At 57.9% G+C, this 25,263-nt stretch carries 25 protein-coding genes; 10 read left to right on the top strand and 15 right to left on the bottom strand.

Features of this window, described 5'->3' with window-relative positions:
- Positions 1–290 precede the first annotated feature (290 nt).
- The 3 genes from ACZCED_RS02350 to ACZCED_RS02340 are packed head-to-tail and all read right to left on the bottom strand — an operon-like array spanning position 291 to position 4,299.
- Positions 291–1,139, bottom strand: coding sequence for an arylesterase (locus tag ACZCED_RS02350; RefSeq protein WP_464860132.1), 849 nt, complete (start codon positions 1,137–1,139; stop codon positions 291–293).
- Positions 1,132–3,627, bottom strand: coding sequence for an ABC transporter permease (locus ACZCED_RS02345; protein ID WP_462971370.1), 2,496 nt, complete (start codon positions 3,625–3,627; stop codon positions 1,132–1,134). Before ACZCED_RS02345 ends, ACZCED_RS02350 begins: the two co-directional genes overlap by 8 nt.
- 6 nt (positions 3,628–3,633) lie before the next feature.
- Positions 3,634–4,299, bottom strand: coding sequence for an ABC transporter ATP-binding protein (locus ACZCED_RS02340; RefSeq protein ID WP_462971369.1), 666 nt, complete (start codon positions 4,297–4,299; stop codon positions 3,634–3,636).
- A 336-nt stretch (positions 4,300–4,635) separates the two neighbouring features.
- Here ACZCED_RS02340 and ACZCED_RS02335 point away from each other — a divergent pair, with 336 nt between their 5' ends.
- Both ACZCED_RS02335 and ACZCED_RS02330 read left to right on the top strand, forming a co-directional pair.
- A complete protein-coding gene (locus ACZCED_RS02335; protein WP_462971368.1) occupies positions 4,636–4,872 on the top strand; it encodes a DUF3820 family protein in 237 nt (78 codons plus the stop codon).
- Between the two features lie 133 nt (positions 4,873–5,005).
- Positions 5,006–5,443, top strand: coding sequence for a DMT family transporter (locus ACZCED_RS02330; protein WP_462971367.1), 438 nt, complete (start codon positions 5,006–5,008; stop codon positions 5,441–5,443).
- 40 nt (positions 5,444–5,483) lie between these two features.
- Here the strand turns inward: ACZCED_RS02330 and ACZCED_RS02325 are convergent, their stop codons facing one another.
- Positions 5,484–6,140, bottom strand: coding sequence for a nitrogen regulation protein NR(II) (locus tag ACZCED_RS02325; protein ID WP_462971366.1), 657 nt, complete (start codon positions 6,138–6,140; stop codon positions 5,484–5,486).
- A 171-nt stretch (positions 6,141–6,311) separates the two neighbouring features.
- On the opposite strand from ACZCED_RS02325, the gene ACZCED_RS02320 reads away from it, so the two are divergent.
- Positions 6,312–7,235: a ketopantoate reductase family protein gene (locus tag ACZCED_RS02320; protein WP_462971365.1), complete on the top strand. Its 924-nt coding sequence runs from the start codon at positions 6,312–6,314 to the stop codon at positions 7,233–7,235.
- A 52-nt stretch (positions 7,236–7,287) separates the two neighbouring features.
- On the opposite strand, the gene ACZCED_RS02315 is transcribed toward ACZCED_RS02320, so the two are convergent.
- On the bottom strand, positions 7,288–7,737 hold the full coding sequence (locus ACZCED_RS02315; RefSeq protein ID WP_462971364.1) for an alanyl-tRNA editing protein: 450 nt from the start codon (positions 7,735–7,737) through the stop codon (positions 7,288–7,290).
- Positions 7,738–8,259: 522 nt separating this feature from the next.
- Between ACZCED_RS02315 and ACZCED_RS02310 the strand changes: the two genes are divergently transcribed.
- The gene (locus tag ACZCED_RS02310) at positions 8,260–8,847 is read left to right on the top strand and encodes a peptide-methionine (S)-S-oxide reductase MsrA (protein ID WP_462971400.1); all 588 of its coding nucleotides are present in this window, start codon (positions 8,260–8,262) and stop codon (positions 8,845–8,847) included.
- A gap of 53 nt (positions 8,848–8,900) precedes the next feature.
- Entirely contained in the window at positions 8,901–9,356 is a 456-nt protein-coding gene (locus ACZCED_RS02305; protein WP_462971363.1) for a MaoC family dehydratase, read from the top strand.
- Between the two features lie 48 nt (positions 9,357–9,404).
- Here ACZCED_RS02305 and ACZCED_RS02300 read toward each other — a convergent pair whose 3' ends face one another.
- Positions 9,405–10,448, bottom strand: coding sequence for a sulfite oxidase (locus tag ACZCED_RS02300; protein WP_462971362.1), 1,044 nt, complete (start codon positions 10,446–10,448; stop codon positions 9,405–9,407).
- A gap of 446 nt (positions 10,449–10,894) precedes the next feature.
- Between ACZCED_RS02300 and ACZCED_RS02295 the strand changes: the two genes are divergently transcribed.
- Positions 10,895–11,206, top strand: coding sequence for a hypothetical protein (locus ACZCED_RS02295; RefSeq protein ID WP_462971361.1), 312 nt, complete (start codon positions 10,895–10,897; stop codon positions 11,204–11,206).
- Positions 11,207–11,605: 399 nt separating this feature from the next.
- On the opposite strand, the gene ACZCED_RS02290 is transcribed toward ACZCED_RS02295, so the two are convergent.
- The 3 genes from ACZCED_RS02290 to ACZCED_RS02280 all read right to left on the bottom strand — a co-directional run bounded on the left by ACZCED_RS02290 (position 11,606) and on the right by ACZCED_RS02280 (position 15,325).
- Positions 11,606–12,595 carry a zinc-dependent alcohol dehydrogenase family protein gene (locus ACZCED_RS02290; protein ID WP_462971360.1) on the bottom strand — a complete coding sequence of 330 codons (990 nt, stop codon included), beginning with the start codon at positions 12,593–12,595 and terminating at the stop codon, positions 11,606–11,608.
- Positions 12,596–12,679: 84 nt separating this feature from the next.
- A complete protein-coding gene (locus tag ACZCED_RS02285) occupies positions 12,680–13,210 on the bottom strand; it encodes a lipocalin family protein (protein WP_462971359.1) in 531 nt (176 codons plus the stop codon).
- A 54-nt stretch (positions 13,211–13,264) separates the two neighbouring features.
- A complete protein-coding gene (locus ACZCED_RS02280) occupies positions 13,265–15,325 on the bottom strand; it encodes an ATP-binding protein (protein WP_464860131.1) in 2,061 nt (686 codons plus the stop codon).
- Positions 15,326–15,393: 68 nt separating this feature from the next.
- Here ACZCED_RS02280 and ACZCED_RS02275 point away from each other — a divergent pair, with 68 nt between their 5' ends.
- Positions 15,394–15,582, top strand: a complete 189-nt coding sequence (locus ACZCED_RS02275) for a hypothetical protein (protein ID WP_464860130.1) — start codon at positions 15,394–15,396, stop codon at positions 15,580–15,582.
- Between the two features lie 7 nt (positions 15,583–15,589).
- Here ACZCED_RS02275 and ACZCED_RS02270 read toward each other — a convergent pair whose 3' ends face one another.
- On the bottom strand, positions 15,590–16,417 hold the full coding sequence (locus tag ACZCED_RS02270) for an NYN domain-containing protein (protein WP_462971356.1): 828 nt from the start codon (positions 16,415–16,417) through the stop codon (positions 15,590–15,592).
- Positions 16,418–16,578: 161 nt separating this feature from the next.
- On the opposite strand from ACZCED_RS02270, the gene ACZCED_RS02265 reads away from it, so the two are divergent.
- Positions 16,579–16,875, top strand: coding sequence for an AF1514 family protein (locus tag ACZCED_RS02265; RefSeq protein WP_462971355.1), 297 nt, complete (start codon positions 16,579–16,581; stop codon positions 16,873–16,875).
- A 50-nt stretch (positions 16,876–16,925) separates the two neighbouring features.
- On the opposite strand, the gene ACZCED_RS02260 is transcribed toward ACZCED_RS02265, so the two are convergent.
- From ACZCED_RS02260 to ACZCED_RS02240, 5 genes are read right to left on the bottom strand one after another with little or no spacing between them, the layout of a single operon-like run.
- On the bottom strand, positions 16,926–17,171 hold the full coding sequence (locus ACZCED_RS02260) for a hypothetical protein (protein WP_462971354.1): 246 nt from the start codon (positions 17,169–17,171) through the stop codon (positions 16,926–16,928).
- Positions 17,168–17,842, bottom strand: coding sequence for an ABC transporter ATP-binding protein (locus ACZCED_RS02255; protein ID WP_462971353.1), 675 nt, complete (start codon positions 17,840–17,842; stop codon positions 17,168–17,170). The genes ACZCED_RS02260 and ACZCED_RS02255 overlap by 4 nt, the downstream gene beginning before the upstream one ends.
- A gap of 4 nt (positions 17,843–17,846) precedes the next feature.
- A complete protein-coding gene (locus tag ACZCED_RS02250; protein WP_462971352.1) occupies positions 17,847–19,022 on the bottom strand; it encodes an ABC transporter permease in 1,176 nt (391 codons plus the stop codon).
- The gene (locus ACZCED_RS02245) at positions 19,019–20,047 is read right to left on the bottom strand and encodes a hypothetical protein (protein WP_462971351.1); all 1,029 of its coding nucleotides are present in this window, start codon (positions 20,045–20,047) and stop codon (positions 19,019–19,021) included. Before ACZCED_RS02245 ends, ACZCED_RS02250 begins: the two co-directional genes overlap by 4 nt.
- A gap of 2 nt (positions 20,048–20,049) precedes the next feature.
- Positions 20,050–20,709: a class I SAM-dependent methyltransferase gene (locus ACZCED_RS02240; protein ID WP_462971350.1), complete on the bottom strand. Its 660-nt coding sequence runs from the start codon at positions 20,707–20,709 to the stop codon at positions 20,050–20,052.
- A gap of 360 nt (positions 20,710–21,069) precedes the next feature.
- Between ACZCED_RS02240 and aceE the strand changes: the two genes are divergently transcribed.
- On the top strand, positions 21,070–23,748 hold the full coding sequence (aceE, locus tag ACZCED_RS02235) for a pyruvate dehydrogenase (acetyl-transferring), homodimeric type (RefSeq protein WP_462971349.1): 2,679 nt from the start codon (positions 21,070–21,072) through the stop codon (positions 23,746–23,748).
- Between the two features lie 15 nt (positions 23,749–23,763).
- On the top strand, positions 23,764–25,131 hold the full coding sequence (locus ACZCED_RS02230) for a 2-oxo acid dehydrogenase subunit E2 (protein ID WP_462971348.1): 1,368 nt from the start codon (positions 23,764–23,766) through the stop codon (positions 25,129–25,131).
- Positions 25,132–25,263 lie beyond the last annotated feature (132 nt).

The following is a 25,263-nucleotide window of genomic DNA, read 5'->3' as shown; positions in this document are numbered from 1 at the left end:
CTCTTACGCATCTCAGGCGTCAGTGCACGGCAGGTCGAGGATCGGAATCTGAATGACCGCGTGTTCGGGTCTCGATAGCGCATGACCGCCTGGTAGTCGGTTGCGCCAAAGGCCCTGATGGTATGCCACGTCACGAGCGATGGATCTCCTAAAATGAAGGATGTTAAAAAAAGCCGGAGGCATCCGTATCACATTCGTCAGCGGATGAACAACCTTTCCGATGCCGGAAAAAGGGCTGTAAGATGCAACGTTCAGCCCTGGAGGGGACTCCGTCGGCCGAGAAGGTCCGCTCACATGGCCTTGTGCCGCTCAATGGCCCTGACGACATGCGGATAGACCGTATCGACGATGCGGGCATAGCCGTCAGCCGTGGGGTGCAGCTTGTCCGGCTGGTTGAGACGGGACTCGCCGGCGACGCCGTCGAGGAAAAAAGGAATAAAAATGACCCCGTGTTTCTCTGCAATGTGCGGGTAGATGTCCGAAAAAGCCCGGGTGTATTCCGGGCCCAGGTTGGGCAGCATGAGCATGCCGGCCAAAACCACCTGGATGTTGCGCGCCGTTAAAAAACCGACCAGCCGGTCCAGGTTGGTCTTCAATAGGCCGGGATCCAGACCCCGCAGGCCGTCATTGGCACCGGTTTCCAGAATGACGATATCCGGACGCAGGCTGGCTACCACCCACTCGATGCGCGAAAGGGCACCGCTGCTGGTCTCGCCGCTCACGCCGGCATTGATCACGTGATAGTTGTATCCGTCGGCCTGCAGCCGGCGGGCCAGCTGGGCAGGATAGGCCTGGTCTTCGGCAACGCCCAGCCCGGCGGTCAGGCTGTCGCCCACGGCCACGATCGTGCCATCGTATACAGGAGCAGCGGTTTGCGGCGCAACGGGTTTTTCAACCGGCGACTCCTGGCTGCAGCCGGACAGGATCATGCTGATGCCTACCAGCAGAGCCATCCCCTTAATCTGCCATAGACTAAATGGGTTATTTTTAATGGAAGACACCTTGAAGTACGCATTCCGGTTCAAGGTCAAGGCGGGGGCATGCTTCAAACCGCAGGCATACTGCAGTATGTCGAGGATTTGAAGCATGCCCCCAACGCAGAGATTGGACCAGAAGGCGCACTTCAAGCATTTATTCATTTTGCTGCTCCCTGAGATACGCAACCGGTTTTTTGGCCATGATCGACCTCGAGGCGATCATGCCCACCGTGACGGTCAACGCCACGGTGGCCGCCAGCATGAACAGCGACGCCGGCAGAAACGGCCGATAGCCGATATTGAATTTCACCGTACAGACCCAATATGCACCGGCCTGGGCCATGAACAGGGCCATGACGCTGCTGAGCAGCCCGACCAGCATATTTTCCAGGGCGAAGACAGTGAAAACGAATCGCCTTCCCGCCCCCAGGATCTTGTAGTAGACCGACTCGACCACCCGTTCGGCCCGGGTGGCAAAGACCGCGCTCACCAGGATCAGAAGACCTGCCGCGATGCTGAAGATGCTGAAAACACGGACGATCCGTGACAGGCGAGCCATGAGCCGGGCCAGGATGCCGATAGTCTGGGACATGTCGATGACGCTGATGTTGGGAAACCGGGAGACGATCGACGTTTGAAGTGGTCCCACCTGCCCGGGACTCACCGTCAGGGCGGCGAACAGGGTGTGGGGGGCCTGCTTCATGATCGCCTCCGGAAACACGAAGTAAAAAAAAGGGCTCAAAGACTGGTTGTCACGGGTGCGGATGCTGGATATGCGCGCGGTCAAGGGTACGCCCTGAATCTTGAAGCCGATGCGGTCGCCGATTTGCATGGGCCGCATATCCACCACGGTATCCATGATTGACACCTGAGGCTCAGTCCAGTCGTTTCGAAAGAGCGTGTCGCCGTCGATCAGGGTTTCATCGTCCAGCAGCGCTTCCCGGTATGTCAGGTTGAACACCCGCGACAGGTTGTCGCGCCGTTTTCTGCCTTCCTGGTTGCGGTCGATGGCCTCGCCGTTCACCGACGTGATCCGGGCCCGCACAATGGGGTAGAATTGTATCGGACGGCCGATGGCGGCTGAAAACGCCTCGGCCTGATCGGGCTGGATGTCCAGGAAAAAGGCGTTGGGTGAATCGGCAGGGAATGACTGAACGAAGGTGGCATTCAGGTTTTTTTCGATGAGATGGTCACCGAAGATCACGGACAGGGAGACCGTCAGGGTAATCATGATGGCCCGGGTAGCATTTCCCCGTCGAAACAAACCCCGTATGGCCTGGCGCAGGGTCAGCGGACGAACGGGCAGGCGTTTCATCGTCCACAGCGCCAGTTGGGCCAGCAGGGCCGCAGCCAGGATCAGGGCGGTAACAGCGCCGACAAAATAGAAGCCAAAGCGAATGTCGCGCATGTGCCACAGCACCAGAGCCAGAAAAAAGAACAGAACCAGGAAGCCGGAGAGGAAATAGGGCCAGCGGGCGATGCCGACGGACGGCAGGCGGTTGAAAATGGCCACCGGGCGCATCTCCCTGAGCCGGTAGAGGGGCAGGAACGAAAACAGGGCCACTACGGCAAGCCCCAGCAAGACGGCCTCGAGCACCCCGACCCAGACGATGGTCAGCCCCAACCCCTCGGGCATCAGCGGACCCAGCATCCAGGCCAGGGCGCCTTGGACTGCCGCACCGGATAAAATACCGGCGCCGGTTCCCGTGAGGCCCAGCGTGAGGACCATGAGCATGAAATGCGTATTGATAAAACGACCGCTGGCGCCCACGGTTTTCATCACGGCAATGGTGCGCTGTTTTTCGTTGAACAGGGCTGTGAGGGTACTCTGAATGCCCAACCCGGCCACAATCAGGATAAAAAGTCCCACGAGCTTGAGGAAAAACAGGAAATTGTCCAGAAACCGTTTAACCACAGACCCGGAGGTAAGGTAGGTGTCGACGCTTTCCCCCTCGACTGAGGAGAGCTGTTTCAATCGGCCGGCAATGGCATCCACCTGGAGCGGGTCAATTACCTTGAGCAGCACCACACGATGGATGTGGCTGCCGGTGGCCATCAGGCCCAGGGCCTCCAGATCCGAACTGTGGATGAACACCCGGGGGCCGAATGCAAACAGATCCAGGGGGCGATCCGGTTCGGCCGTAACCACGTCGTCGATCGTCAGGGACGTGTAGCCGACCTGCAACTGGTCGCCCATCTTCAGGCCGATGCGATCCAGCAGGGTCTGCTCGACGATGCAGGCACCCGATGCCAGCACCTGATTGAAGGGGCGGCCCGATTTCAACGCGACCCGGCCGTAAAAAGGGTAGCCCGGTTCCACCACCTTCAGCCTGGACAGCACGGACGACTTATCGTCGGGGGCGCGCACCACACTGTAGAATTCGTGAACATTGGCCTTCACGACCAGGCCCTGAGCCACCAGTCTGCCGACCGCTTGCACCAGGGGGGCGGAAATGGGATCGTGGGATCGAATGATAATGTCGGCGGCGTGCAGCCTGCGCGCGTCGTCCAGCAGGGCTCGGCCCACGCTTCTGGCGAATCCGGAAAAGGCGGTCAGGGTGGCCAGGGAAAGGGCAACGCAGAGCACGAACAGGCTGGCCTGTTTATAGGAGCGGCGCACCTGGCGCAGAATCATTGGCATGTGGCGCATGGTCGGCTATCCGATCAGGTGTCCATCTTTAAGGGAAATCACCCGATCGGCGGCCCGGGCAATTTCCGGATTGTGGGTTACCAGCACCAGGGTGGCCCCATGTTCGTTTTTCAGATCGATGAGTTGGGTGAGCACCATCCTGCCGTTCTCCGAATCCAGGTTGCCGGTGGGCTCGTCGGCAAAAAGCAGTTTGGGCCGGTTGATCATGGCGCGGCACAGGGCAATGCGCTGCTTTTCTCCCCCGGACAACTGGCTGGGCAGGTTGTCGGCCCGGGCCGACAGTCCTACCCGCGCCAGCAGATGCCCTGCACGCGCCTTCGCATCGGGATCACCCGTCAGCTCTGCCGGGAACATGATATTCTCCATGGCGGTCATCGACGGCACCAGATGAAAGGACTGGAACACGAAACCGATGGTCCGGTTGCGCAACGGGGCCAGATCTTCTTCGGAGGCATGCGTGATCTCCCGATCGTCAATGAACACCTGTCCTGACGTGGGGTGATCCAGCCCGGAAAGCAGGGTCAGCAAAGTGGTTTTTCCGCTGCCGCTGCTGCCGGCGATAACGATGAATTCCCCTTTTTCGGCACGCATGGAAACATTGTCCAGCACGGTGATGGCACGGTGATCCACGGCATAGGTTTTGACTAGGTTGCGCGCTTCGATCAGGGCCATGGTGGTTGCGTCTCCCAAGGGTTGAAGGGCCGGTGCCCATGTTGGGCGGTTGTCGTCATGAAAACGGGGAGTGTCCCTGGCTCTAAGAGAATGCCCCTGAATACAACGTTGATAAAAATATAGGCAAAGATAAGGCATCGCCCTGGATTTTCAAATCAGGCCGCCAAACACGCTGAAAAGGCCCTCGCCTGAATGCAACAAGAAACCATCCTAACACCTCGGCCGGTGCGATGCTTTGGCGATGGTGAAATACAAAAAGGAATCCCCGGCCTTGCCATTTTTCACCGTTGCGGCTAAGCACGACCATTCGCTAAAAAAACAGGAGGGGAAAACCAGATGACCGATGACGATGACTGCATGCCGGATCCGGAGGTGCTGCTCCAACTGGCGCGCATGCGCATGCCCTTCGGCCGGTACAAGGACCGCCTGCTGATCGATCTGCCGGAGGCCTATGTGATCTGGCTGGCCAACAACGGGTTTCCGGGCGGACCGTTGGGCGACATGCTGCATATGGTATATGAAATCAAAATCAACGGGCTTGAGTACCTCTTCAAGCCACTGCGGACGTTATAGAAACGTTGTCTTGTTGGTTCTTGCCCGTGACAGGGCCCGTGCACAACCGTTTCAAGGCATATCTTCCGCTGCCATCTGCGAACAAGCAGACCGCGGCCCACCAGATGCGACCGAAACAGAAAGGAAACCGTCCTTGGGCACATTCATACCCCTGATCATCATCGCAGCCATCGGCGGCATTGCGGTAACCCTCCAGGCTCAGTTCATGGCCCTGATGGACAAACAGATCGGCACACTGGAGAGCGTGTTCATCACCTACGGCGGCGGGGGGCTGCTCATCGGCCTGGTCATGTTGCTGAGCCGGGGCGGCAACCTGGCCGCCTGGCAGGGGGTGCCCTGGTATGCGCTGTCCGCCGGCGCACTGGGCCTGGTGATCGTCGGCACCATCGGATATGGTACCGCGCGCCTGGGGTTGGTGTCGGCGATGACGATCATCATCGCCGCCCAGTTCGTCAGCAGCGCCGTGATCGATCATTTCGGCGTACTCGGTGCAGAGCTGAAGCCCCTTGACCTTTACCGCCTCTGCGGCATTGGATTGATGCTGATAGGAACCTGGCTGGTCGTTCGCTAAATCCGCCGCCAGCGACTGGGAATACATGCTGGATCGCGGGTCAGCCGTCGGACTCCATCTCGTCCGCCGACGATTTGTAGATGTCGACAATCCGCTTGCCTTGGACATAAGCTTGGCTTTCATACCGGGTAATCGCCTGAATCCGGCCGATCAGTTCCCTCAACCGATCCAATGCGTCCAGCATGATCGTGGCCATTTCCCGGACATGGTCGTCGAACTTCTCCCGTTTCAGGTAGGTCGCCCCGCTGAGCAGCACCTGGATCGGCTGGCTGAGGTGATGGGTGGCGGCACCGGCCATCTCCAAGACGCCCTCGAGCTTTTCCTTTTCTTTGATGGTGCTGATATCCAGAAAACTTTCCAGCAGGTGCGGCCGACCGTTGAAGGTAATCCATTTGACGGTTTTGATGATGGGGACCTTCTCCCGATTACGGTTGAGCACGCAGCGCTCGGAATGATCGATCTTCTGGCCCAGGTCGGTAATGGGGCACTTGCCCATTTCTGCGGGGCAGACGTGATCGTGGCACACCCGGCCAATGACCTCTGCCGACGATCGGCGCATCATGTTGTTGGCTTCGTCATTGGCATAGACGATAACGTGCGCAGCCGGATCGATGATCATGACTCCCATGAAGAGTGAATCCAGGATGGCCAGTAGGGTACGGTCCTCGTTTCGATGGGCTGCAGGCGGCTGAACCATGTTCTATCTCCGTTGAAATGTGATACAGGTAAAAATCGACGGTTCATTGAATAGAGCGCCGGATTGCAAAAAGGTAACCGTTTTTTAAAAAAAACGGCAACCGCCCGCCGGCGTGGGAATATCATGCCAATGGCCGGTTTCACGCAGAACACCCCATCAGGAGCGTTAACCATGACAACCATTCGAAACGTGTCAATTGTGGGGGCTGGTGCCATGGGCGCCGCCTATGCCGCCATGTTCACCGATGCCGCCGGGTTCTCCGTCTCGTTCGTGGCCAGGGGTGAGCGTTACGAGCGACTCAAAAACCAAACACTTAACGTAAACACCCGATTGTACAATGTCCCCGTGGTTCACCCGGACAAGGTAACGGAACCGGCGGACTTGGTTCTTGTGGCCTTGAAACACCACCACCTGGCCGGCGCCGTCGGCGACATCGCAGCCGTGGTGGGCAAGGATACCGCCATCCTGTCGGTCATGAACGGCCTGGAGAGCGAGGAAGCCATCGGTGCGGCCTGCGGCATGGACAAGATGGTCTACGCCATCGCCGTGGGCATCGATGCCATGCGCGACGGTGATCGATTCACCTATGCCAATCCTGGCAAAATCGTTTTCGGCCCTGTCGGTGATGAGGGCCACGGTCCCCCATTGGCACCGATTCAGGAAGCCTTGAACCGGGCAGGAATTCCCAACGAGATCCCGGTGGACATGATGCGGGCCATGTGGTGGAAGTTCATGATCAACGTGGGTATCAACCAGGCATCGGCCGTGCTTCGCGCGCCGTATGGCCTTTTTCAATCGTCGCCCGACGCCCGGGCGTTGATCCGGTCGCTGATGGCGGAGGTGGTCGCCCTGGCCGAGAAGGCCGGCATCGGTCTGACCGAAGCGGACATCGATGAATGGGACATCATCATGAACTCGCTTTCGTCGACAGGCAAAACCTCCATGCTCCAGGATGTGGAAGCCGGGAGAAAAACCGAGGTGGAGATTTTTGCCGGGAAGGTGGTGTCCCTGGGAAAAGCATATCAAGTGCCCACGCCGGTGAACAAAACCATCCTGCGGATTATCAAGGTCATCGAGAGCCGCCGCGGGGTTTGAGCGTGTTGCCCTGAAAGCCTCTGTTGGGAAGTGATTGGATCCGATCTCCTTCTCAACGCGTTGTCGGCCGTTTCAGCTTGAAGCGGATGCGCAGGACCCCGTTTTGATACCCTGACGAGGTTATCCGGAACGTACCGATCTCTCGAGTCGAAGAGACATGCGGGCCGATGCACGGGCAGTGGTCGTAGTCGCCGACCGTCACGATCCGGATGCGATCCCCGGCGTCATCGGGCAGCCGTGATAAACTGTAGGCGTTGCGGGCGCTGTCACGGGAGACAAAGCGTTCCGAGACCTTCAGGTCGGCCTGGATCACGCCATTGACTTCCTCTTCCAGCATTTTCAACTCCGCGTCGCTCAGCGACCGGTCGAACCGGTAGTCGCATTTGGATTTTTTACGCTCGATATGCGCGCTGAAGCACCGGTCGCAACCGAACAGGCGCCCCATGGCCTGGTTGAGGATGTGCTCGGCGCTGTGCATGGGTGGATCAACCCGCTTTTTCATTGCCGGCTCCGGTTGGGGCGGTGGTGAGAGTGAAAATGATCGTTGCCCGACTGATGAGTTGGAATCATAACCCATCGTCCGCCAAATAAAAACCCTTCAGGCGACATGGCAAAAAGGCATATGGGCGCGCTGCCGCCTCAACCCCGACCCGGCAATCTTTATCGAATCTTTACAGCAGGCCTGCTCGTTCGTGGTTATGGTTTGTCCGTACCGGTGTTTGACCGGTGGGACCCACCCTTTTCAAGGGTAAATACGGATAAGCAGAAAGAAAGGGGCCGCGCGATGATAAAAAGATGCTGCACAACCGGCAAATGGTGTTTATTTTTCATGGGTATGCTGTCCCTGCTGTGGGTCGGTTCCCCGACGATGGACTCACGGGCAGGTCAAGGATCCAAAACAGAGGAGGAAGCCATGAACCTGGCATTGAAAACCGAAACCAATTTGCTGGCAATCCCGCCCATCGATGCGGAGGCGCCGGCGGTCGTCGAGACCGCATCCTTCGGCCTGGGCTGATTCTGGGGAATCGAGTCCCGGTTCGGGATAATCGAAGGCGTGATTCGCACACGCGTCGGCTACGCCGGCGGTCGGCAGGAGAATCCGGACTACGGCCATATCGGTGACCACACGGAAACCGTGCAGGTGGATTACGACCCGCAGCGGATCACGTACAAAGAACTGCTGGACATCTTCTGGCAGAGCCACAAGCCCACCGGGCGGTCGTGGTCCCGGCAGTACATGAATGCGGTGTTTTACCACGACGACCGGCAGCGGCAGGCGGCCATGGCGTCCAAGGCGGCGGTGGAGAAAAAGATCAACCGCAGCGTCAAAACAGAGGTTGTGCCACTGCGCAGCTTTACCATTGCTGAAGACTACCATCAAAAGTATATTCTCAAACAAAACTACGACCTGCACGCCGACATGTCACGCGTCTATCCGCTTCACCCGGATTTCGTGAACTCCACCGCCGTGGCGCGCCTCAACGGATACGCGAGCGGGCACGGCGACCCGGATCAGCTGGCGCGTGAGATCGACCGTCTCGGGCTGAGCGATGCGGGAAAAACCGCCCTGCGGGAGATGCTGAAACGCAAATGGAATTATGATCGACAATAGCCCGGCAAGGCGATGAAACCTTCAACGCGAGCCGATTCAGGAAAGGGCCTTCCATGATCTGCCGTGGACTGTATTTCGAAGACTTCTCTACCGGTGGGCAATACGCAACGGACCGTCGTACGATCACCGAAGCGGACCATATCAACTTTACCACCGCTTTCGGTTTTTTCGAGCCCCTGTTCATGGACCGGGCATACGTGGTCAATGAGACACCCTACAAAAAGCCTATCGTTCCAGGAGCACTGACGTTCTCGATCTCCGAGGGCCTGACGATCCTGTCCGGTATCCTGCATGGTACGGGCCTGGCGTTTCTGGGTGTCGAACTCAAGGTGGTCAGGCCGGTCTTTATCGGCGACACCGTCGGTGTGAAAATCGACGTGGTGGACAAACGCCAGACCCGCAAACCGGATCGGGGTGTCGTCACTTTTTTCCAACAGGTCAACAATCAGGATGATGAACCGGTCATGGAATACACCATCAGACGCATGATCCGGCGCAAACAGGGGTAGAGGCGCCCATCACCCGTGCTCTCCTCGGGTCGGATCGGGCCATCGCATTCACTCGACGAAGACCTTAACGGCGTGCTCATCGACACCATTGTTGCCGTAGCCGAGAAAATTCCATTGGGCGGTTTTCGGCTGCCGCCGGCCCTGACCGTCCACGGCCCGTGCCTTGATCGTGTATACACCGGCCTGACTTGCATGCCAGACATACTGCCATTGCCGCCAGGCAAACGGCTCATCCGGACCGATAAATTCAGCCGCCTGCCAGCGGGCACCGTCGTCTACGGACACCTCGACCTGTTCCACATGCCCTTCGCCGGCATAGGCGGCGCCCAGCACAACCACCGCTCCCTTTTCCAGGCGCTCATCGGTCAGGGGCTGGGTGATAATGGATTTCAGGGCGATGGCGGTGACGATCTCGCCGGTGGCGGGGGTCTCTCCTTTCTGGAAAACCCGGTAGACCTGGTCCATGAAGAACCCTTCGAATGGCTTTTCCAGCACCGTGATACGATTGAGCCACTTCACGCAGTTGGCCCCGGTCCATCCCAGGGCCAGTGCCCGCAAGGGGTACCCGTGTTTCAAGGGCAGGGGGTCCCCATTCATTTCATAAGCCAAAAGGGTCGATGACATCGCCTTTTCGATGGGGATGCTGCGCACGAATTTAATCTGGGCCTTGCCGAGGGGGGTGTCCATTCCTTCAAACGCGACATGGGCGGCCCGGTCTGCCGGCCCCGCATCGTTCAGCAGGTCCCGGAGCCAGACACCACCCCAGACGGCATTGCCGACACCGCCGATGGTCCATGGGTTGCCGGACGCTTTCTTGTCGAGCAGGGACCGGCTGTTCCCCGAGCATTCCAGGGTATTGGCAACGATGGCTTTGGGCAGGCGTTGGATCCGGTCCATGTCCAATTTCAATGGTTTTTTAACCTCCCCATCGAGAATCAAGCGCCAATCGTTCAAATCAATCGGCACTTCCGGAATTTTGCCCTGGTTGCGGTCGAAAAATACCGCATTGGGTGTAATCCAGGAGCGCAGGCGCACTGCCGGCGTTTCGGCATTCAACGGGTTTTCGGTCATGATACGCATGGATTCGGTCATCGGTCAGGCCCCTTTGTTTGGGTTGGTTCTCCTCGCTCTCACCGCGACGACTTCCGGTAGGCGTTCACACGTGCGGCCCCGTTGCTGGTTCACCCCCAGCTGGAAGCCTGGCTTTTTTCTTGAAACCAGCTCCCTTGGTAATTGAGGCCGCGACATTTAAATCAAGAAAGCCACCGTGCGGGCAAGGCCGGTCGACAAAAGGGTCATCGCAGCAAGCAGAAATGATTGATTTTCTCATTATAGGAACGGTGTGCGGCGTGCGTCAATAGCATTGACACATCCTTCAGGGTGCGGTGTCGGCCCTGCTCGGAAAATGAAGGGTTACGGCTTTTTTAAAAAAAGCATGTAACCTTGCCGGCATTTTCTCGTTTATATGTGAACGGTGGCGTGGTGGGTATCGAGAACGATTAAAACATCGATCATATCAATGAGAAAAGGAGAAACGAATGAAAAATCCTATGGGACGATTTATGATAATTATTGCCCTTGTCATGAGCATGGTGGTCGCACAAAACGCATTTGCGGAAACATTTGATGGAGCAATAGAGAAAATAACAACCCGGCCGAATACGATTCTCGTCGATGGCACGGTAATTTACGGTGTAAAAATCAACTATCTGTTCAATCAGTATAATATAGACCTTGAAGAAGGCATGACGGTGAGCGTCGAAGCCGATGAATTTGTATGTTCGGACGGAACAATCAAGAACATGGCCACCGCAATTACCGTCGGCGATGTTACCGTGCAGCTGCGCTGATTGAATCCACCAACGCCATCCCTATCTGCGCAGGTGAGATACAAACAGGTATCGTCCATTATGCCTTGAAGGAGCACCCATTGGTTTTATAAGAAATGGCTGCAAGCGCAAGCGTATGTGAATCCATATCCACAAACCCCACCACTGAACTATCCCAAAAGGCCATGTTCGTCCCCCTCGAGGATCGATGGACACGGCCTTTTTTTCGGACCGTCTCAAGAAAAACCAGGGACGTGATCCTCCCGGCAAGCGATGCATTTTAGCGTAGCAATCGGTGCGTTTTGTGTACCGACATTTGTCATTCAAGCGAGAACGGAAATCCAGTATCGATTTTCACCAATGGCGCTGGGTACCAGCATGACGGTCACAACGCGTCTATCCTTTGTTTTACCTTTAAATTCATACCGTCACCACAATTTTGCCCACCTGTCGGTTGGACTCCATGAAGCGGTGGGCCTCGACGATGGCCTCCAGGGCAAAGGTGCGCGCAATCACCGGCTTGAGGGCGCCGGATGCCAGGCCGTCATAGACGAACTGTTTACCGCGGGCCATACTCGCGGACTGCTTGACGATCTCGAACAGGGTGTACCCGCGAATGGTCAGGCCTTTGCCGAGGGCATCGAACAGCGGAAACGGGGTCTCAGCCATGGACAGCGCCCCATATTCGAAAATCGTGGCACCGGGTGCCGCGGCCTGGGCCAGCTTTTCCAGAAACGGGCCGGCAACCGGGTCGAAGAGGATGTCGGCCCCCCTGCCGTCGGTGACCGCCATGGTCTGTTCGGCCATATCCGACTCATCGGTCACGATGACGTGATCGGCACCGGCTTCTAAAAGGAACGGTTTTTTATCCGCCCCCCGGGTGGTCGCCACGGCCAGGGCACCCACTGATTTGGCGATCTGAATAGCCGCCAGGCCGACGCTGCTGCTGCCGGCGGTGATCAGAACCGACGCCCCCTTATGTAGCTTGCCGTATTCGATCAGGGCGCCGTAGGCGGTCATGTATTGCATCCAGATGGCGGCACCTTCGACCGCAGACAAGGTGTCCGGGTATCGGGCGACAGCGTGGGCCGGTACGATGGCGCTTTGGCCATAAACACCGTATTGGGTCATGGAAAAAGAGGGGATCGTGCTGACCCGATCACCGACCTGAATGCCGCTGACACCTGGCCCCACCGCGTCAACCGTTCCGGCGGCCTCGTAGCCGAGGCGCGAGGGCAATGTGGGCGCCTCCAGATACACGCCCTGGCGGAACATCACCTCGGCGCGGTTAAGACCGATGGCCGCCACCTTCAGGCGCACTTCGCCCCTGCCGGGCTGTGAATCCGCCAACTCCTCGAGCCTGAGTACATCCGCCGCTCCCGTTTCATGAAATCGTACAATTGTCGGCATGCCGTTCCTCCTTGCATTGTCTTGTTTAAGCACCACGGCGTTTGCCGCTGGTTGACCATTGCCGAGGTAAGAAATGAACGCCGGTCAGCCACCCGGCAGGTGCGGCACCTTTTTCACCTTGCCGATGTCATACCCCTCTTGATCCAAAAACCGGAGTATCTCCAGGTACGCCTCTTCGCGAATCGATGGTGTGCGGGACATGATCCAGACATAATCCCTTTTGGTCCGGCCTACTACCGTTTTGGAATAGTCGGCAGATAGCAGGAGGATGCGGTACTCGGCCGTGAAGGGCCAGACGAATCGCATGTCCCAGACCGCGTTGGATGTCGTATCGCGCACGAAGGCCCGGGGGGTATACGTCTTCAGTGGACCGTCATAGTCGCCTTTGTTGAAGGTGAACGTGGTGTGGATGGACCCGTCTTCGGCCAGGCGGTAGGATTCCACGGCGTTGTAGGCCTCTTTTTCGATAAAGGTGGGGATGTTGGCGATCACGTACCAGTCGCCCATGAACCGCTCCAGGTCCACCTGCGCCACGGTATGGATCGGCGGCATGGACTGGCATCCAACCAGGGTCGACAGCATGGCTCCTGCCAGGGTCATGATCATGGATCTCATATCGGTTTTCCTTTCGCGCTTGGCGGTGGCCATGACAGGCACAAACCAAACGACTCAATTCATCGGAGCAAAGGAGGCCAATACCCGCTGTTGCCACTGCTCGTTGTAGCCGTCGGCCTCCGGGATCCTGCCGGACGAACGCGCGTGGGGGAAATGGACACGCACAAAATCCCTGAAGCGCTTCTCCACCACTCGCCGCAAGGGCTGGCACAAGCGGTCATGCACCACGTCGTCGACTTCGCTGAAATCGAAGAAGATGGCCAGGTGGTTGATCAGGCTGTTTCTGGTGTCCACGGATGCGCCCTGGGCGTCTAATGCGTTCATCAGCCGGTTGGCGATGCCTACCAGCGCCAGGAGGATCCGTTGCCGGATCTGTTTTTTACGTTGGCCTGTCCAGAAGATCCGGTTGCGATCCATGCTCAGTTCGCACTTGTCGCGGCCCTTGAGGTTGATCCGGCCCACCACATGCTGACGGGCGCCTTCCGGCAGCAACCGATCGTCCTGGGTCACGAAGATGCCGTCCTGGAAGACGGAAATTCCGCCGGTGGCCGTTTCCAGTGCGAAGATACCTGCGTCGTGCATTTTTACGCCTAGGTAGATGAATCCCTCGGCGTCATCGAAGATCACCGGGGCGACAAAGTCGGCCTCGGTGTTCTTGACAACGGCATACGATAAGGGTTCGTTGCCGAGGATGGTGGAATTTCCTCGCTCGTCGGTAAACCTGACCGGAATCTGCAGGAACCGGATGTTGGTCTTCAAGTAGCCGGTGAATTCTATGCTGCGGCAGTAATTGATCTTGGACGGCTTCAGGTGAAGGGTCACTTCCGTCCCGACTGGTGTGTCATCGTCCAGGGGCCGCACGTCGAAGTAATCCTTCAGACTGGTGATGGTGATCAACAGCCCGGGCGAGGCGCCCTTGCGGGTCCTGATGACGATTTTTTCCGCCACCAGGAAGCTGGACAGAAAGCCGATCCCGAACTGGCTGATGAAGCCGATGTCGATGCGCGGATCCCGATTGACGGCTCTGACCTCATCGGACTGATAGAAGGAGATGCCGATGGAGAGAAAGTATTTTTCGAGCCATTGCCGGTCCATGCCGATGCCGTTGTCGCGAATTGTGATGCGGCTGATGTCGTCGTTGAAGGCAATGGCAATGGCCGGCATATATGCCTTGTCGCCCAGTTTGCGCATGCTGCAGGCGTCCACTGCATTCTGGATGAGTTCACGCAAGAAGACGCGCTTGTCCGCGTAAAGCCGGTTGCCCATGAACAGTTGCAGGGCGGCGGCGGTGTCAACGGTATACCTGAGGTCCACCGGCTGATACCCCGCCGGTTCGATTTCATAGATCAGGTCGGCAAACAGAAATCGCGGACGGACCCGCTGGTTGATGCCCTTGAGCCGCTCCCCAACGGCTCGTTCGTGGTGTTTCAGGGCCCGGTGGAGTTCCGGGTCGCGGCAGTTGATTTTTACGCGAATGGTGGCCGGCAGGTAAGGGTGCGGCCCGGCGCCGTCGACCTCAAAGGCATCCATCCAGGTCGTCGACAAGCCGCTTGAACTGCCGGGCAGACGGGCGGCAATGGCCATGAAGGTGGCAGGTGACTTCAGGTCCAATGCGCTGGCGAGGTGGATGCAGGCGGCAATCAGATCCGTGTTGATCCGGGTGCCGGCAAAACGGACGGGTCCGGGACCCACACGCGCTGGATCACGGTCGCCGGCCGCCTTGATCTGCAGGCAGATCAAAGCCATAATCCCGGCGCGTTGGGCATCTTTGATCCCAAGCGCCTGCCAGTTGAGTTGAATCCAGTCGTGGGAGCGCCGGGCCATGTTGCTGTCGGCTGATACGCTGCGGCCGTCCATCAGCCCGATGTCGCACAGGCAGGCGGCGGCATTCAGAAAATAAGCCTGCCACGGATGGTCGATCATCACCTGCCGCTGTTCGTCATCCAGCAGCCAGTGCGCCAGCCGTTGAAGGATGCGGTCAGCCTGCACAATGGGTGTCATCGGCCGGGGCAGGCCGGGTATGGGCGTATCAATCGCCATGCGGCGGACCGACTCGCGGAGGGTTTCAATTTCCGCCTTCAAATCATCATCCAAAGACTGGGTGAGCATTTCCATCGGTCGGCATCCTGTGCAAAGGTGGGTACAATGTTACAAATATGGGCAGCAATGCCAGGTGCGTCAAGGTGGGTACTACCAAGCTGGGTGCTGGCCACGGTATCAGGGGCGGTAAATACCGTGTGAAGCTAAGTCCAGGGCGAGCCGAATGGGCCATCGCCGTCTCCGGCATTGCCGATTCCGGCTGCGACTGCCAATTGTGGATCTCGACCCGGGACGGGCCGTTGCGCATGGGCCCGTCCGGTGGATTGGATTGAAAGTGGGTCACTCCTCCGAATGGAAGCTGCGGATAATATATCCCCCGGACTTTTCGTCAGATTCCAGTTCCATGAGTCCGCGGCTGGCAGCTTCGTCCAACAGGCGCTTGAAGGAGCGAAACCCGTAGTAGGATTCGTTGAAGCCCGGGCGACGTCGCTTGAGGGTCTGCTTGACCATGGATCCCCAGATTTTGTCCTCCGATCCGCGCTCTTCGGCCAGGGCCTCCAACGTCTCCATCACCAGATCCAGCGCTTCCTGCGTCAGCGTCTCCGCATCCTCTTTGGGGGCTGCTTCGGGGGCCGGGGTTTTGGGTCCCTTGGCCGGCGGCTTGCGGGCCGGTTTTTTGGCCCTTTTCTTCTTGCGGACCAGGTCGTCATAGTAGATGAATTCATCGCAATTGGCGATCAGCAGGTCGGAACTGGAGTTTTTTACTCCCACGCCGATGACGTTCTTGTTGTTCTCGCGCAGTTTGCTGACCAATGGTGAGAAATCCGAATCCCCGCTGACGACCACGAAGGTGTCCACGTGGGATTTGGTGTAGCACAGGTCCAGGGCATCGACTACCATTCGGATATCAGCGGAATTCTTGCCCGACTGGCGTACATGGGGGATCTCGATAAGTTCGAAAGCCGCCTCGTGCATGGCCGCCTTGAACTCCTTGTATCGTTCCCAGTCGCAGTAAGCTTTTTTGACCACGATACTGCCCTTGAGCAGCAGCCGTTCGAGCACCTTGCTGATGTCGAACTGGGCAAAGCGGGCATCCCGCACCCCGAGGGCCACATTTTCGAAGTCGCAGAACACGGCCAGGTTGGTGGCTTCAAGTATCTTGCTCATGTTTTCCTTCCCGGATTTTCATTGGTTTTAGAAAAATAATCATACCCCGATCGCCCAAAAAAAGAAACGATGATGCAACCCGCCGACAAGACCTTGATTTACAAATGCCCAAGGATTCTTATTTTGATTTCATTATTCGACTGAAGGGAAAGGATATACTGATGGCGGAACTTAGAGCAACAAATGAATATACCCTGGATACGGTTACGATGAATGTCGCGGATGCTGACCTGGATCTGTCGACAGCCCGTGACATGGCCAAAGCAAAAGCCCGTGACATAGACAGCAATGCCATGATGCTGTCCTACCACAGCGGAAAAACCGGTGAATTCTGGCCCACTTACGACTGCGGCGGCGGCGGGCGGCCGCCCTGGATTGTGTTTGCCGAAGCCAGGGGCTACAACCTGAAGATCGATATCAACAACGGCGAGTATGAGTTTTTCTATTTGCGCTTTTGACGGTACGGTTATCTCACCGGTTGCATCGGTTCGCTTAACGGCGGGCAAAATCAGTTGAGCGGATCACTGTGGCACTTCAGGCAGCCGGTGAATTGCGGGTGAGTCGTGGGCGGCCCCGTGGGATTCCGGTCCGGGTGGTGGCAGCCCAGGCATTCGGCGTCTTCGGTCAACCCTTCGTGGATGTCCGGAGCGTTGAGGACTGACGGGCCATGCAGGCCCAGGTAATGTCGGTATGCGCAACCGCTCATAACCGAAAGGGCGATGATGCAGATGATGATTCGCTTGACAGTCTTCATTTTTCCTCCCTGATCAGCTGTCCATCTTTCAAACCGATCACCGGTTCAGCAGTGTCGGTAATTTCCTTGTCGTGAGTCGCCATGATAATTGTGCAACCATGATCCTTTGCCAGGTCCCGCATAAGCTGGACGACCCGCCGCCCGGTTGACGTATCCAGGTTGGCGGTAGGTTCATCGGCTAACAGGAGCCTCGGCCGATGCGCTATGGCCCGGGCCACGCTCACCCGCTGGGTTTCACCACCCGACAGTTCATGGGGCAAGGCGTTGGTCGCGGATTTGAGGTCGATATCGGACAGCAGCGCTTCGATCCTTTTGTCACGAACCTTCCCCACGATACCGTTCAAGGTTAATGGCATACCGATATTCTCGGCCACCGTGAGGTATGATAGCAGGTTACCCCGCTGGAAAATGAAACCCAGGTGGCGACGCTGGAAAAGGCTCAGTTTTGATGGCGTCAGCCGGTGAATGATCGTGCCGAAACAGCGAACCTCCCCCCGATCCGGCTTTTCGAGCCCACCGATGCAGTAAAGCAGCGTGGACTTGCCGGAGCCGGATACACCCTCGATCGCGGCGAAGCGGCCAATGTCCACCGACAGGGAGATATCTGAAAGGGCTTTTACCTGGCCGCGCCCGGATCGAAAGGATTTGGTGATGTGGGAGAGTTGAATCATGGCCTTAAATCAGTCTCAAGATATCCGCGGCTTTTTTCCGGGCCACCATCATGGCAGGCCAGACGGCCGCAAGCAGGCTGAACAGCAGCGACGTCACCGGGGGTGCCCACAGTGAAAAAGCCGTCAACCGCGGAACGATCACACCGGACACGGAAAAATATCGGTTGTGGGAAGTATACGAGGAAATGTCGATGCCACCCCAATAGGCCACGGCCAGCACGGACAGGACCCCGATGAAAAGACCCGCACCGCAGGCAATGAGATTCATCAGGGCCACCTTGGCCACGATGAGCGTCGACATTTCAACGGTGGTCACTCCCATGGCCTTCATGATGCCGTATTCACTCATGTTGCGGATGATGAAAATCACGAAGGCGCAGGCAATGCCAATCGCCACGACACCGAAAACGAGGAGGATAACAATCAGCATGGAAACGACCTCCAGGTCGATGAGCTGCCGCAGGTCCGGCATCTGGGTCTCCCAGGATTCGAAACGGACCTGATCCGGCAATTGCTGCCGGTAGATGTCCAGGATGGTGTCGACAGTGACCCCTGGCTCCAGGAAAACAGCGGCGGACCATGGAACGGCTTCGGCTGGAACCATTTTCATCGGGCTGAAAGACAAATCCCGATCCAGTGCCTCCAGGCCGGTATGAAAAATTCCCGACACTGAAAATTGAACGGCATTTCCATCAGGCTGGAATAAGAATCCCAGGTGATCACCGATCCGGGCACCCATGGTTTCTGCTACATCGCGGCTGATCAGTATTTCTGCCTGACCGGGCAAGGGGTAGCGCCCTTCCCTGATCTTTTTTTTCAGAGCGGTCTGATCGGCCTCCCGTGCTGGATCGATCCCGCAAAGCACCATGGGTTGGACGAAGCCACCTCTCGAAAGAAAGCCCGGCAGATAGACGCGTTTGAGGACCGTTTGGACGCCCTGGACCATGAGGGCTTCCGTTGGAATCGATTCAGGCAGATTATAGCCGGTGGCATGCCCGGAAAACAGTCCCACGGTATTGCGAAGCATGGCATCTTCGACACCTACAGCCAAGGCGGAAAGAAAGATCAGCGCTGCGACCGCCGTGACCACCATGACGGAAAGAACGGCCGTGGCGCGGCCGGACCGAACGAGGAAATGAATAGCGATCCGGATCCAATATGCGGCATCGCCCGGTTTCATGGTTTTGCATCCTTGATAATGCGAAGCGCCCCGATTCTCTCTTCCAGAAAACGGATGGCGGGTGAAACGAGACCGTGGTGTTCGATTGAAAAAAGCGCTCCGAAACCATCTTTCAGCAAACGACGGGATGTTATTGAAGCCTGCCTGATCGCCTCAGGAAAAGAGTTGATCCACCATGCATTCCCGTTATCGCTGCGCCCCGGCGCCATCATCTTCTTGAGCCGGTCTTTTTCGACCGGGTGTGGACCGTGGTGAATCAAAGAGACCAAATAGTTGTGCCTGTTTGCCTGGATATCACCGGGCATGTCCACCAGGTCGTCCATGATCTGGCAGCCAATGCCGATCCGGTATAGCCCTTTTAGCAGCGGTGCCAACATTTTTTGGTCCATCGTTTCGATGGTCAGGGGAATGTCCCATGGACATTGAAACAGGATGCCGGTTTTAAAGTGATGGATCGATTTAAGGATTTCCTCCGGTTGCAGGATGACCGTGATGCCCGATTCCTCCGCGGCTTCCTCCACGCCGCTGCGGGTCATTGTCTGCATGGATGCAATGGTGGCCGCCAGAACCCGATCACTGGCGATCTCCTGCCGGATTGCCGCATCCATGAGAACCTGGAACAGCACCCGGTCGGAAACCATGATGTCCATGACTGAGCGGAAGCGGTAGCCGGTGGCGGGAATATCGGTGTCCAGGGTTTGTTTGTATTCGTCGTCCAAAAGGTTGTCGCAACCGGTAACCATTCCCCTCAGGCACTGAAGGGTGGCAGCATAAACGATCCGTCGGGATCGGGGGATTCCCGCCCGATGGTAGGAGTAGAGAAACAACAGGGAAAAGAAGTTCTTCTGTAATGAAAAGGAGGCCTGCGTGGGTTCCTTCAGAGCTACGCCGCATTGCCGTAGAATCTGGTCCGCAGCCTCCCAGTATATCAATATCCCGGATTTCAGTTCAGCCATCAGTGCCGCCAAGAGCGGCACCTGCTCCATTTGGGCGACGGAAGCGGACAGGCTGTCGCCGATGCTCATCTTCAGGCTTCCGGTTTGCGGGTGTTGAACAGGGCAATGTACCCGAAATAGGTGGCAACGATATCCGGGCGAAGGAATCCGGCACCTGCAATGACATCGGGCAAAACGCCCCGGATGTTTTCACCGATCTGGGGCTGCATGAAGAACCATCTCGATACGTGGGACACCAGAGCGCCCATCCATGTGGTGGGAACGTGCATGTCCGCGATGACCAGCCGCCCACCCGGTTTCAATACCCGGAAGGCTTCCGCCAACGCTTTTTCTTTAAGGTCCATTTGCACGTGATGGAAAAACAGGCTCGAAACCACTGCATCGAAGGTGGCATCTTCGAACGCCAGATTTTCGGCCGCCATCACCTCGAACCGGCAATTGTCCGAGGCTCGCTTTTTTCGGGCAACGGCAATCATTTTAGCCGCCGCATCGATGCCTACGCTCTCCCCGCCCCCAGCAGTGTCCAACCGGTCGCCAATCATCCGGGTGAGCACGCCGGTACCGCAGCCCAGGTCAAGCACACGATCCGAATCGGTCAGCGTTAAAAGGGAAAGGAGATGTCGGTCGTATTCAGCCTGCTTGCCCAGCAGCAATACCGGCTCGAGCGTATCGTATACGAATGCGGCATGATCCAGCGTTCGACCCCGGGTGGGTGCTGATTCTAGTTTCATTATCCTTGACCGCTCTCGATGATGAAAAGGTCTGCATATGAGGTAATCAACGGGTCTGACAGTGCCTGCCACATTCACGGGACGGCATCCACAGGAAGGTCTCGCGGCTGTAGCGTTGGCTAAGTGCGTATGCCCAACGCTTTGCGATTCATGAGATATTATCAACAACCTGGTCTTTATGCAAGATGAGATCGGTTGAACCGTGGATCCCGTTGCTATTGACAGACGTTTGGTATCGACTCAATAATAGGAAAGCATCCAGACGTCCGGCGCCTGCCCGCGGGTTCTTGTCAACCGAACTGCCGCAGCCGCCACGGCCGCCTTCCATACTCATCCACATCCACGGAAAGGAACGTGCGCATGCCCCACGAAGATGCCGACGCCATTGCCCGGGAGATCGCCTTGGAAAACCGGGAGTGGATCGAAAGCCTGGATTATGTCTACGAAAACCAGGGACCCGCACGCATTATGGAGCTGTTGCGCCACCTTCAGGTGCGCGCCCAGCAGCGCGGCGTTCACATCCATTTTTCCGCCAACACCCCCTATATCAACACCATACCGGTGATCAGCCAACCTGCCTTTCCGGGCAGTCGGGAGATTGAGCGCCGCATCAAGAGCATCATCCGCTGGAACGCCATGGCCATGGTGGTACGTGCCAACCGTCAGCATTCGGGCATTGGCGGCCACATCTCCACGTTTGCCTCCAGCGCCACCCTCTACGAAGTAGGATTCAACCATTTCTTCAGGGCCAAGAGCACCAATCATCCCGGAGACATCGTTTTCTTCCAAGGCCACGCAGCACCGGGCATTTACGCCCGCGCCTATTTAGAAGGCCGCGTCAGCGAGACGCAGATGGAAAACTTCCGACGTGAGCTGGCCGACGGCGGGGGCTTGAGCTCCTATCCCCACCCATACCTGATGCCCGACTTCTGGCAATTTCCCACCGTGTCCATGGGTCTGTCACCGATCATGGCCATCTACCAGGCCCGCTTCAACCGTTACATGGAGGACCGGGGCATCCAACCGCCCGACGACCGGCGGGTGTGGGCTTTTTTGGGCGACGGCGAAACCGACGAGCCGGAAACCTTAGGCGCCATCACGCTGGCCTCCCGGGAGCGATTGGACAACCTGGTCTTCGTGATCAACTGCAACCTCCAGCGTCTGGACGGGCCGGTGCGCGGCAACGGCAAGATCATCCAGGAACTGGAGGCGGCTTTTCGCGGGGCCGGCTGGAATGCCATCAAGGTGATCTGGGGAGACGACTGGGATCCGCTGCTGGCCCAGGACGATCAGGGCCTGCTGGCCAAGCGTATGGAAGAGGTGCCCGACGGTCAGTACCAGATGTACTCGGTCGCCGGCGGCGACTACATACGCAAAGATTTCTTCGGACGCTATCCGCAGCTGGCCCGCATGGTGGAAGGCTACACCGACGAGCAGTTGCAGAAGCTGCGCCGCGGCGGCCACGACCCCCAGAAGGTGTATGCGGCCTATCAAGCGGCAGTCACCCACAAAGGAGCTCCCACGGTGATCCTGGCCAAGACCATCAAGGGCTATGGTCTGGGAGAAGCCGGCGAAGGCCGCAACGTCACCCACCAGCAGAAAAAGCTCAACGAACAGGAGCTGAGGCATTTCAGAAGCCGCTTCGGCATCCCCATCCCGGATGACCAGATTCAGGATGCGCCCTTTTACCGGCCCGATGAAGAGAGCGAAGAGATCCGCTACCTGAAGGAGCGTCGGCGGGCTCTGGGCGGTTACCTGCCGGCGCGCAGCGTGTCGGTGCCCATCTTCCGGCCGCCGCAAAAAAACCTGTACGCTGACTTTTTAACTGGGTCGGGTGACCGTGAAGTGGCCACCACCATGGTCATGGTCACCCTGCTCAGCAAGCTGCTGGCGGACAAGAAAATCGGTCGCTATATCGTCCCCATCGTACCCGACGAGGCGCGCACCTTCGGCATGGAGAGCCTGTTCCGCAAGATCGGCATCTACTCCCATGTGGGCCAGAACTACGAACCGGTGGACCGCAACAGCCTGCTCTACTACAAAGAGGCCACTGATGGCCAGATACTGGAGGAGGGCATTACCGAAGCCGGATCCATGGCCTCGTTCATCGCCGCCGGCACGGCCTACTCCACCTTCGACATCAACATGGTTCCCTTCTTTTTCTTCTACTCCATGTTCGGATTCCAGCGTATCGGCGACATGATCTGGGCCGCCGGCGACATCCAGGCCCGCGGTTTTTTGCTGGGCGCCACCGCCGGGCGAACGACCCTGGCCGGAGAAGGGCTCCAGCACCAGGATGGCAACAGCCACATCCTGGCCCTGCCCAATCCGTCGCTGTTGGCCTATGATCCGGCATTTGCCTTTGAAATCGCAGTCATCGTTCGTGAGGGGCTTCGCCGGATGCTGGAGGATGGTGAGAATTTAGTCTACTATCTGACCATCACCAACGAATTCTACCCTATGCCCGAAATGCCCGCCGGAACCGAAGAAGGCATTCTGAAGGGCCTCTACAAGTTCTCATCATCTCCTCTTAAAAAACCCAGAGCCAGGGCCCACCTGCTGGGCAGCGGGGCCATTTTAAACGAATGCCTCAAGGCCCGGAACATACTGGAATCGGACTATGGCGTCGCTGCCGATGTTTGGAGCGTCACCAGCTACAAGAATCTCTACTGGGATGCTCAGGACACCGACCGCTGGAACCGCCTCAACCCGGAGAAAAAACCTCGGCAATCCTTTGTGCAGCAGCAGACCGCAGGGGCGTCAGGGGTGTTCGTGGCCGCCAGCGACTACCTCAAGGCCCTGCCGGAAACGATTGCCCGCCACCTGCCCGGTCCGGTGGTCGTGTTGGGCACCGACGGCTATGGCCGCAGCGAAACCCGCGAAGCCCTGCGCGACTTTTTCGAGGTGGATGCCAGACACATTGCTCTTGCGGCGCTGTCTGCCCTGGCCCGGGAGAAGGCCATATCCGTGGCCACGGTTAAAAAAGCCCGAACGGCGTTGAAGATCGACCCCGATCGCACCAATCCCTTGTTCGCATAGAAGCAGGAGATCCCCATGATACAAGCAATCGAAGTTCCGGAAATTGGCGAAAATGTTGAATCGGGCGTCGTGGTTGCCGTCCACATCAAGGCCGGAGACACGGTGGCGGTTGACGATACCGTGATCGAGCTGGAGACGGACAAAGCCCTGGTGGAGATTCCATCTCCATTTGCCGGCCGGGTGACGGAAGTGCTGGCCGAAGCAGGCGCCCAGATGAACGTGGGCGATGTAATCGCCCGAGTGGACACCGAAGGGCAGGCGCCCAAAGCAAACGAAGATGCCCCGGTGACGGCAACGGAGAAGGAAGAACCTGATCCCGCTGCCGAGCGCAGCAAGGAAGAGACAGCGTCCACACCGGCACCGCCGGTATCAGATCGGCCATCGGAAGTCACTGCATCGGCCGCCGAGCCCAGCCGGGAGGAATCTTCTCCGGAACCGGCGCCGCCACCATCACGCTCGGCAGCACCGCCGGGTCGTCCGCTGGCACCGGCAGCGCCCTCTATCCGGCGCCTGGCAAGGGAACTGGGCGTGGATATTGTCGATGTCAGCGGAAGTGGTCCCGGCGGTCGAATCACCGAAACAGATATCAAGTCACATGTACGGCAACAGCAGCCGGGTGCTCCGGGGGGGTCTTCTGCGCCACCTGTATCCGGAGCGTTGGCGTTGCCCGATTTCAGCCGCTGGGGGGATGTCAGCTTCGAAGAGATGGATACGGTCAGGCGACTGACAGCCCAAAGCACGGCGGCATCCTGGACAACCGTCCCCCACGTTACCCAGTTTGATGAGGCGGACATCACGGGTGTAACGGAATTCATCAGGAAAAATGCCCCGAAAGTGGAAAAAGCCGGTGCCAAGCTTACCGTCACCGCCATCATCACCCGCATATGCGCCGAAGCCCTGAAACGGTTTCCGCGGTTCAACGCCAGCATAGACGTCGCCAACCGCCGCATCATTCTCAAGCGATACGTGCATATCGGCATCGCTGCCGATACCCCGCGGGGCCTGTTGGTCCCGGTGATCCGCGATGCCGACCAAAAAAGCATCGTCGATCTGGCCAAGGCCATCGGGGACCTGGCCCAGCGTGCCCGCAACAAAAAAGTCAAGCCCGACGAACTGGAGGGCGGCACCTTCAGCATCTCCAACCAGGGGGGCATCGGCGGGGTGGGGTTCACCCCCATCGTATTGTGGCCCCAGGCGGCCATACTAGGGGTGAGCCGATCCACCGTCAAACCGGTGTTTGTGCAGGACCGATTTGAACCGAGGACCGTGCTTCCCCTCTCACTTTCTTACGATCACCGCATCATCGACGGGGCCGACGCGGCACGATTCCTGCGCTGGATCTGCGATGGACTGGAACAGCCCATGACCCTTTTTCTCGATTGACCCGTTGATTTTCGATTTATCTGAAAAGCCAAAAAAGTGCATCTCAATTGATATTAAAAGCGTCCTTTAACAAATGGTGGATTATGGTTCAAGCCAAGGCCCCAGCGATGTCGAACCCACAGGCGCAGCAGC

It is taken from the genome of Desulfosarcina sp., from assembly GCF_055467485.1.
This window is presented reverse-complemented; position numbering and strand designations above follow the sequence as displayed.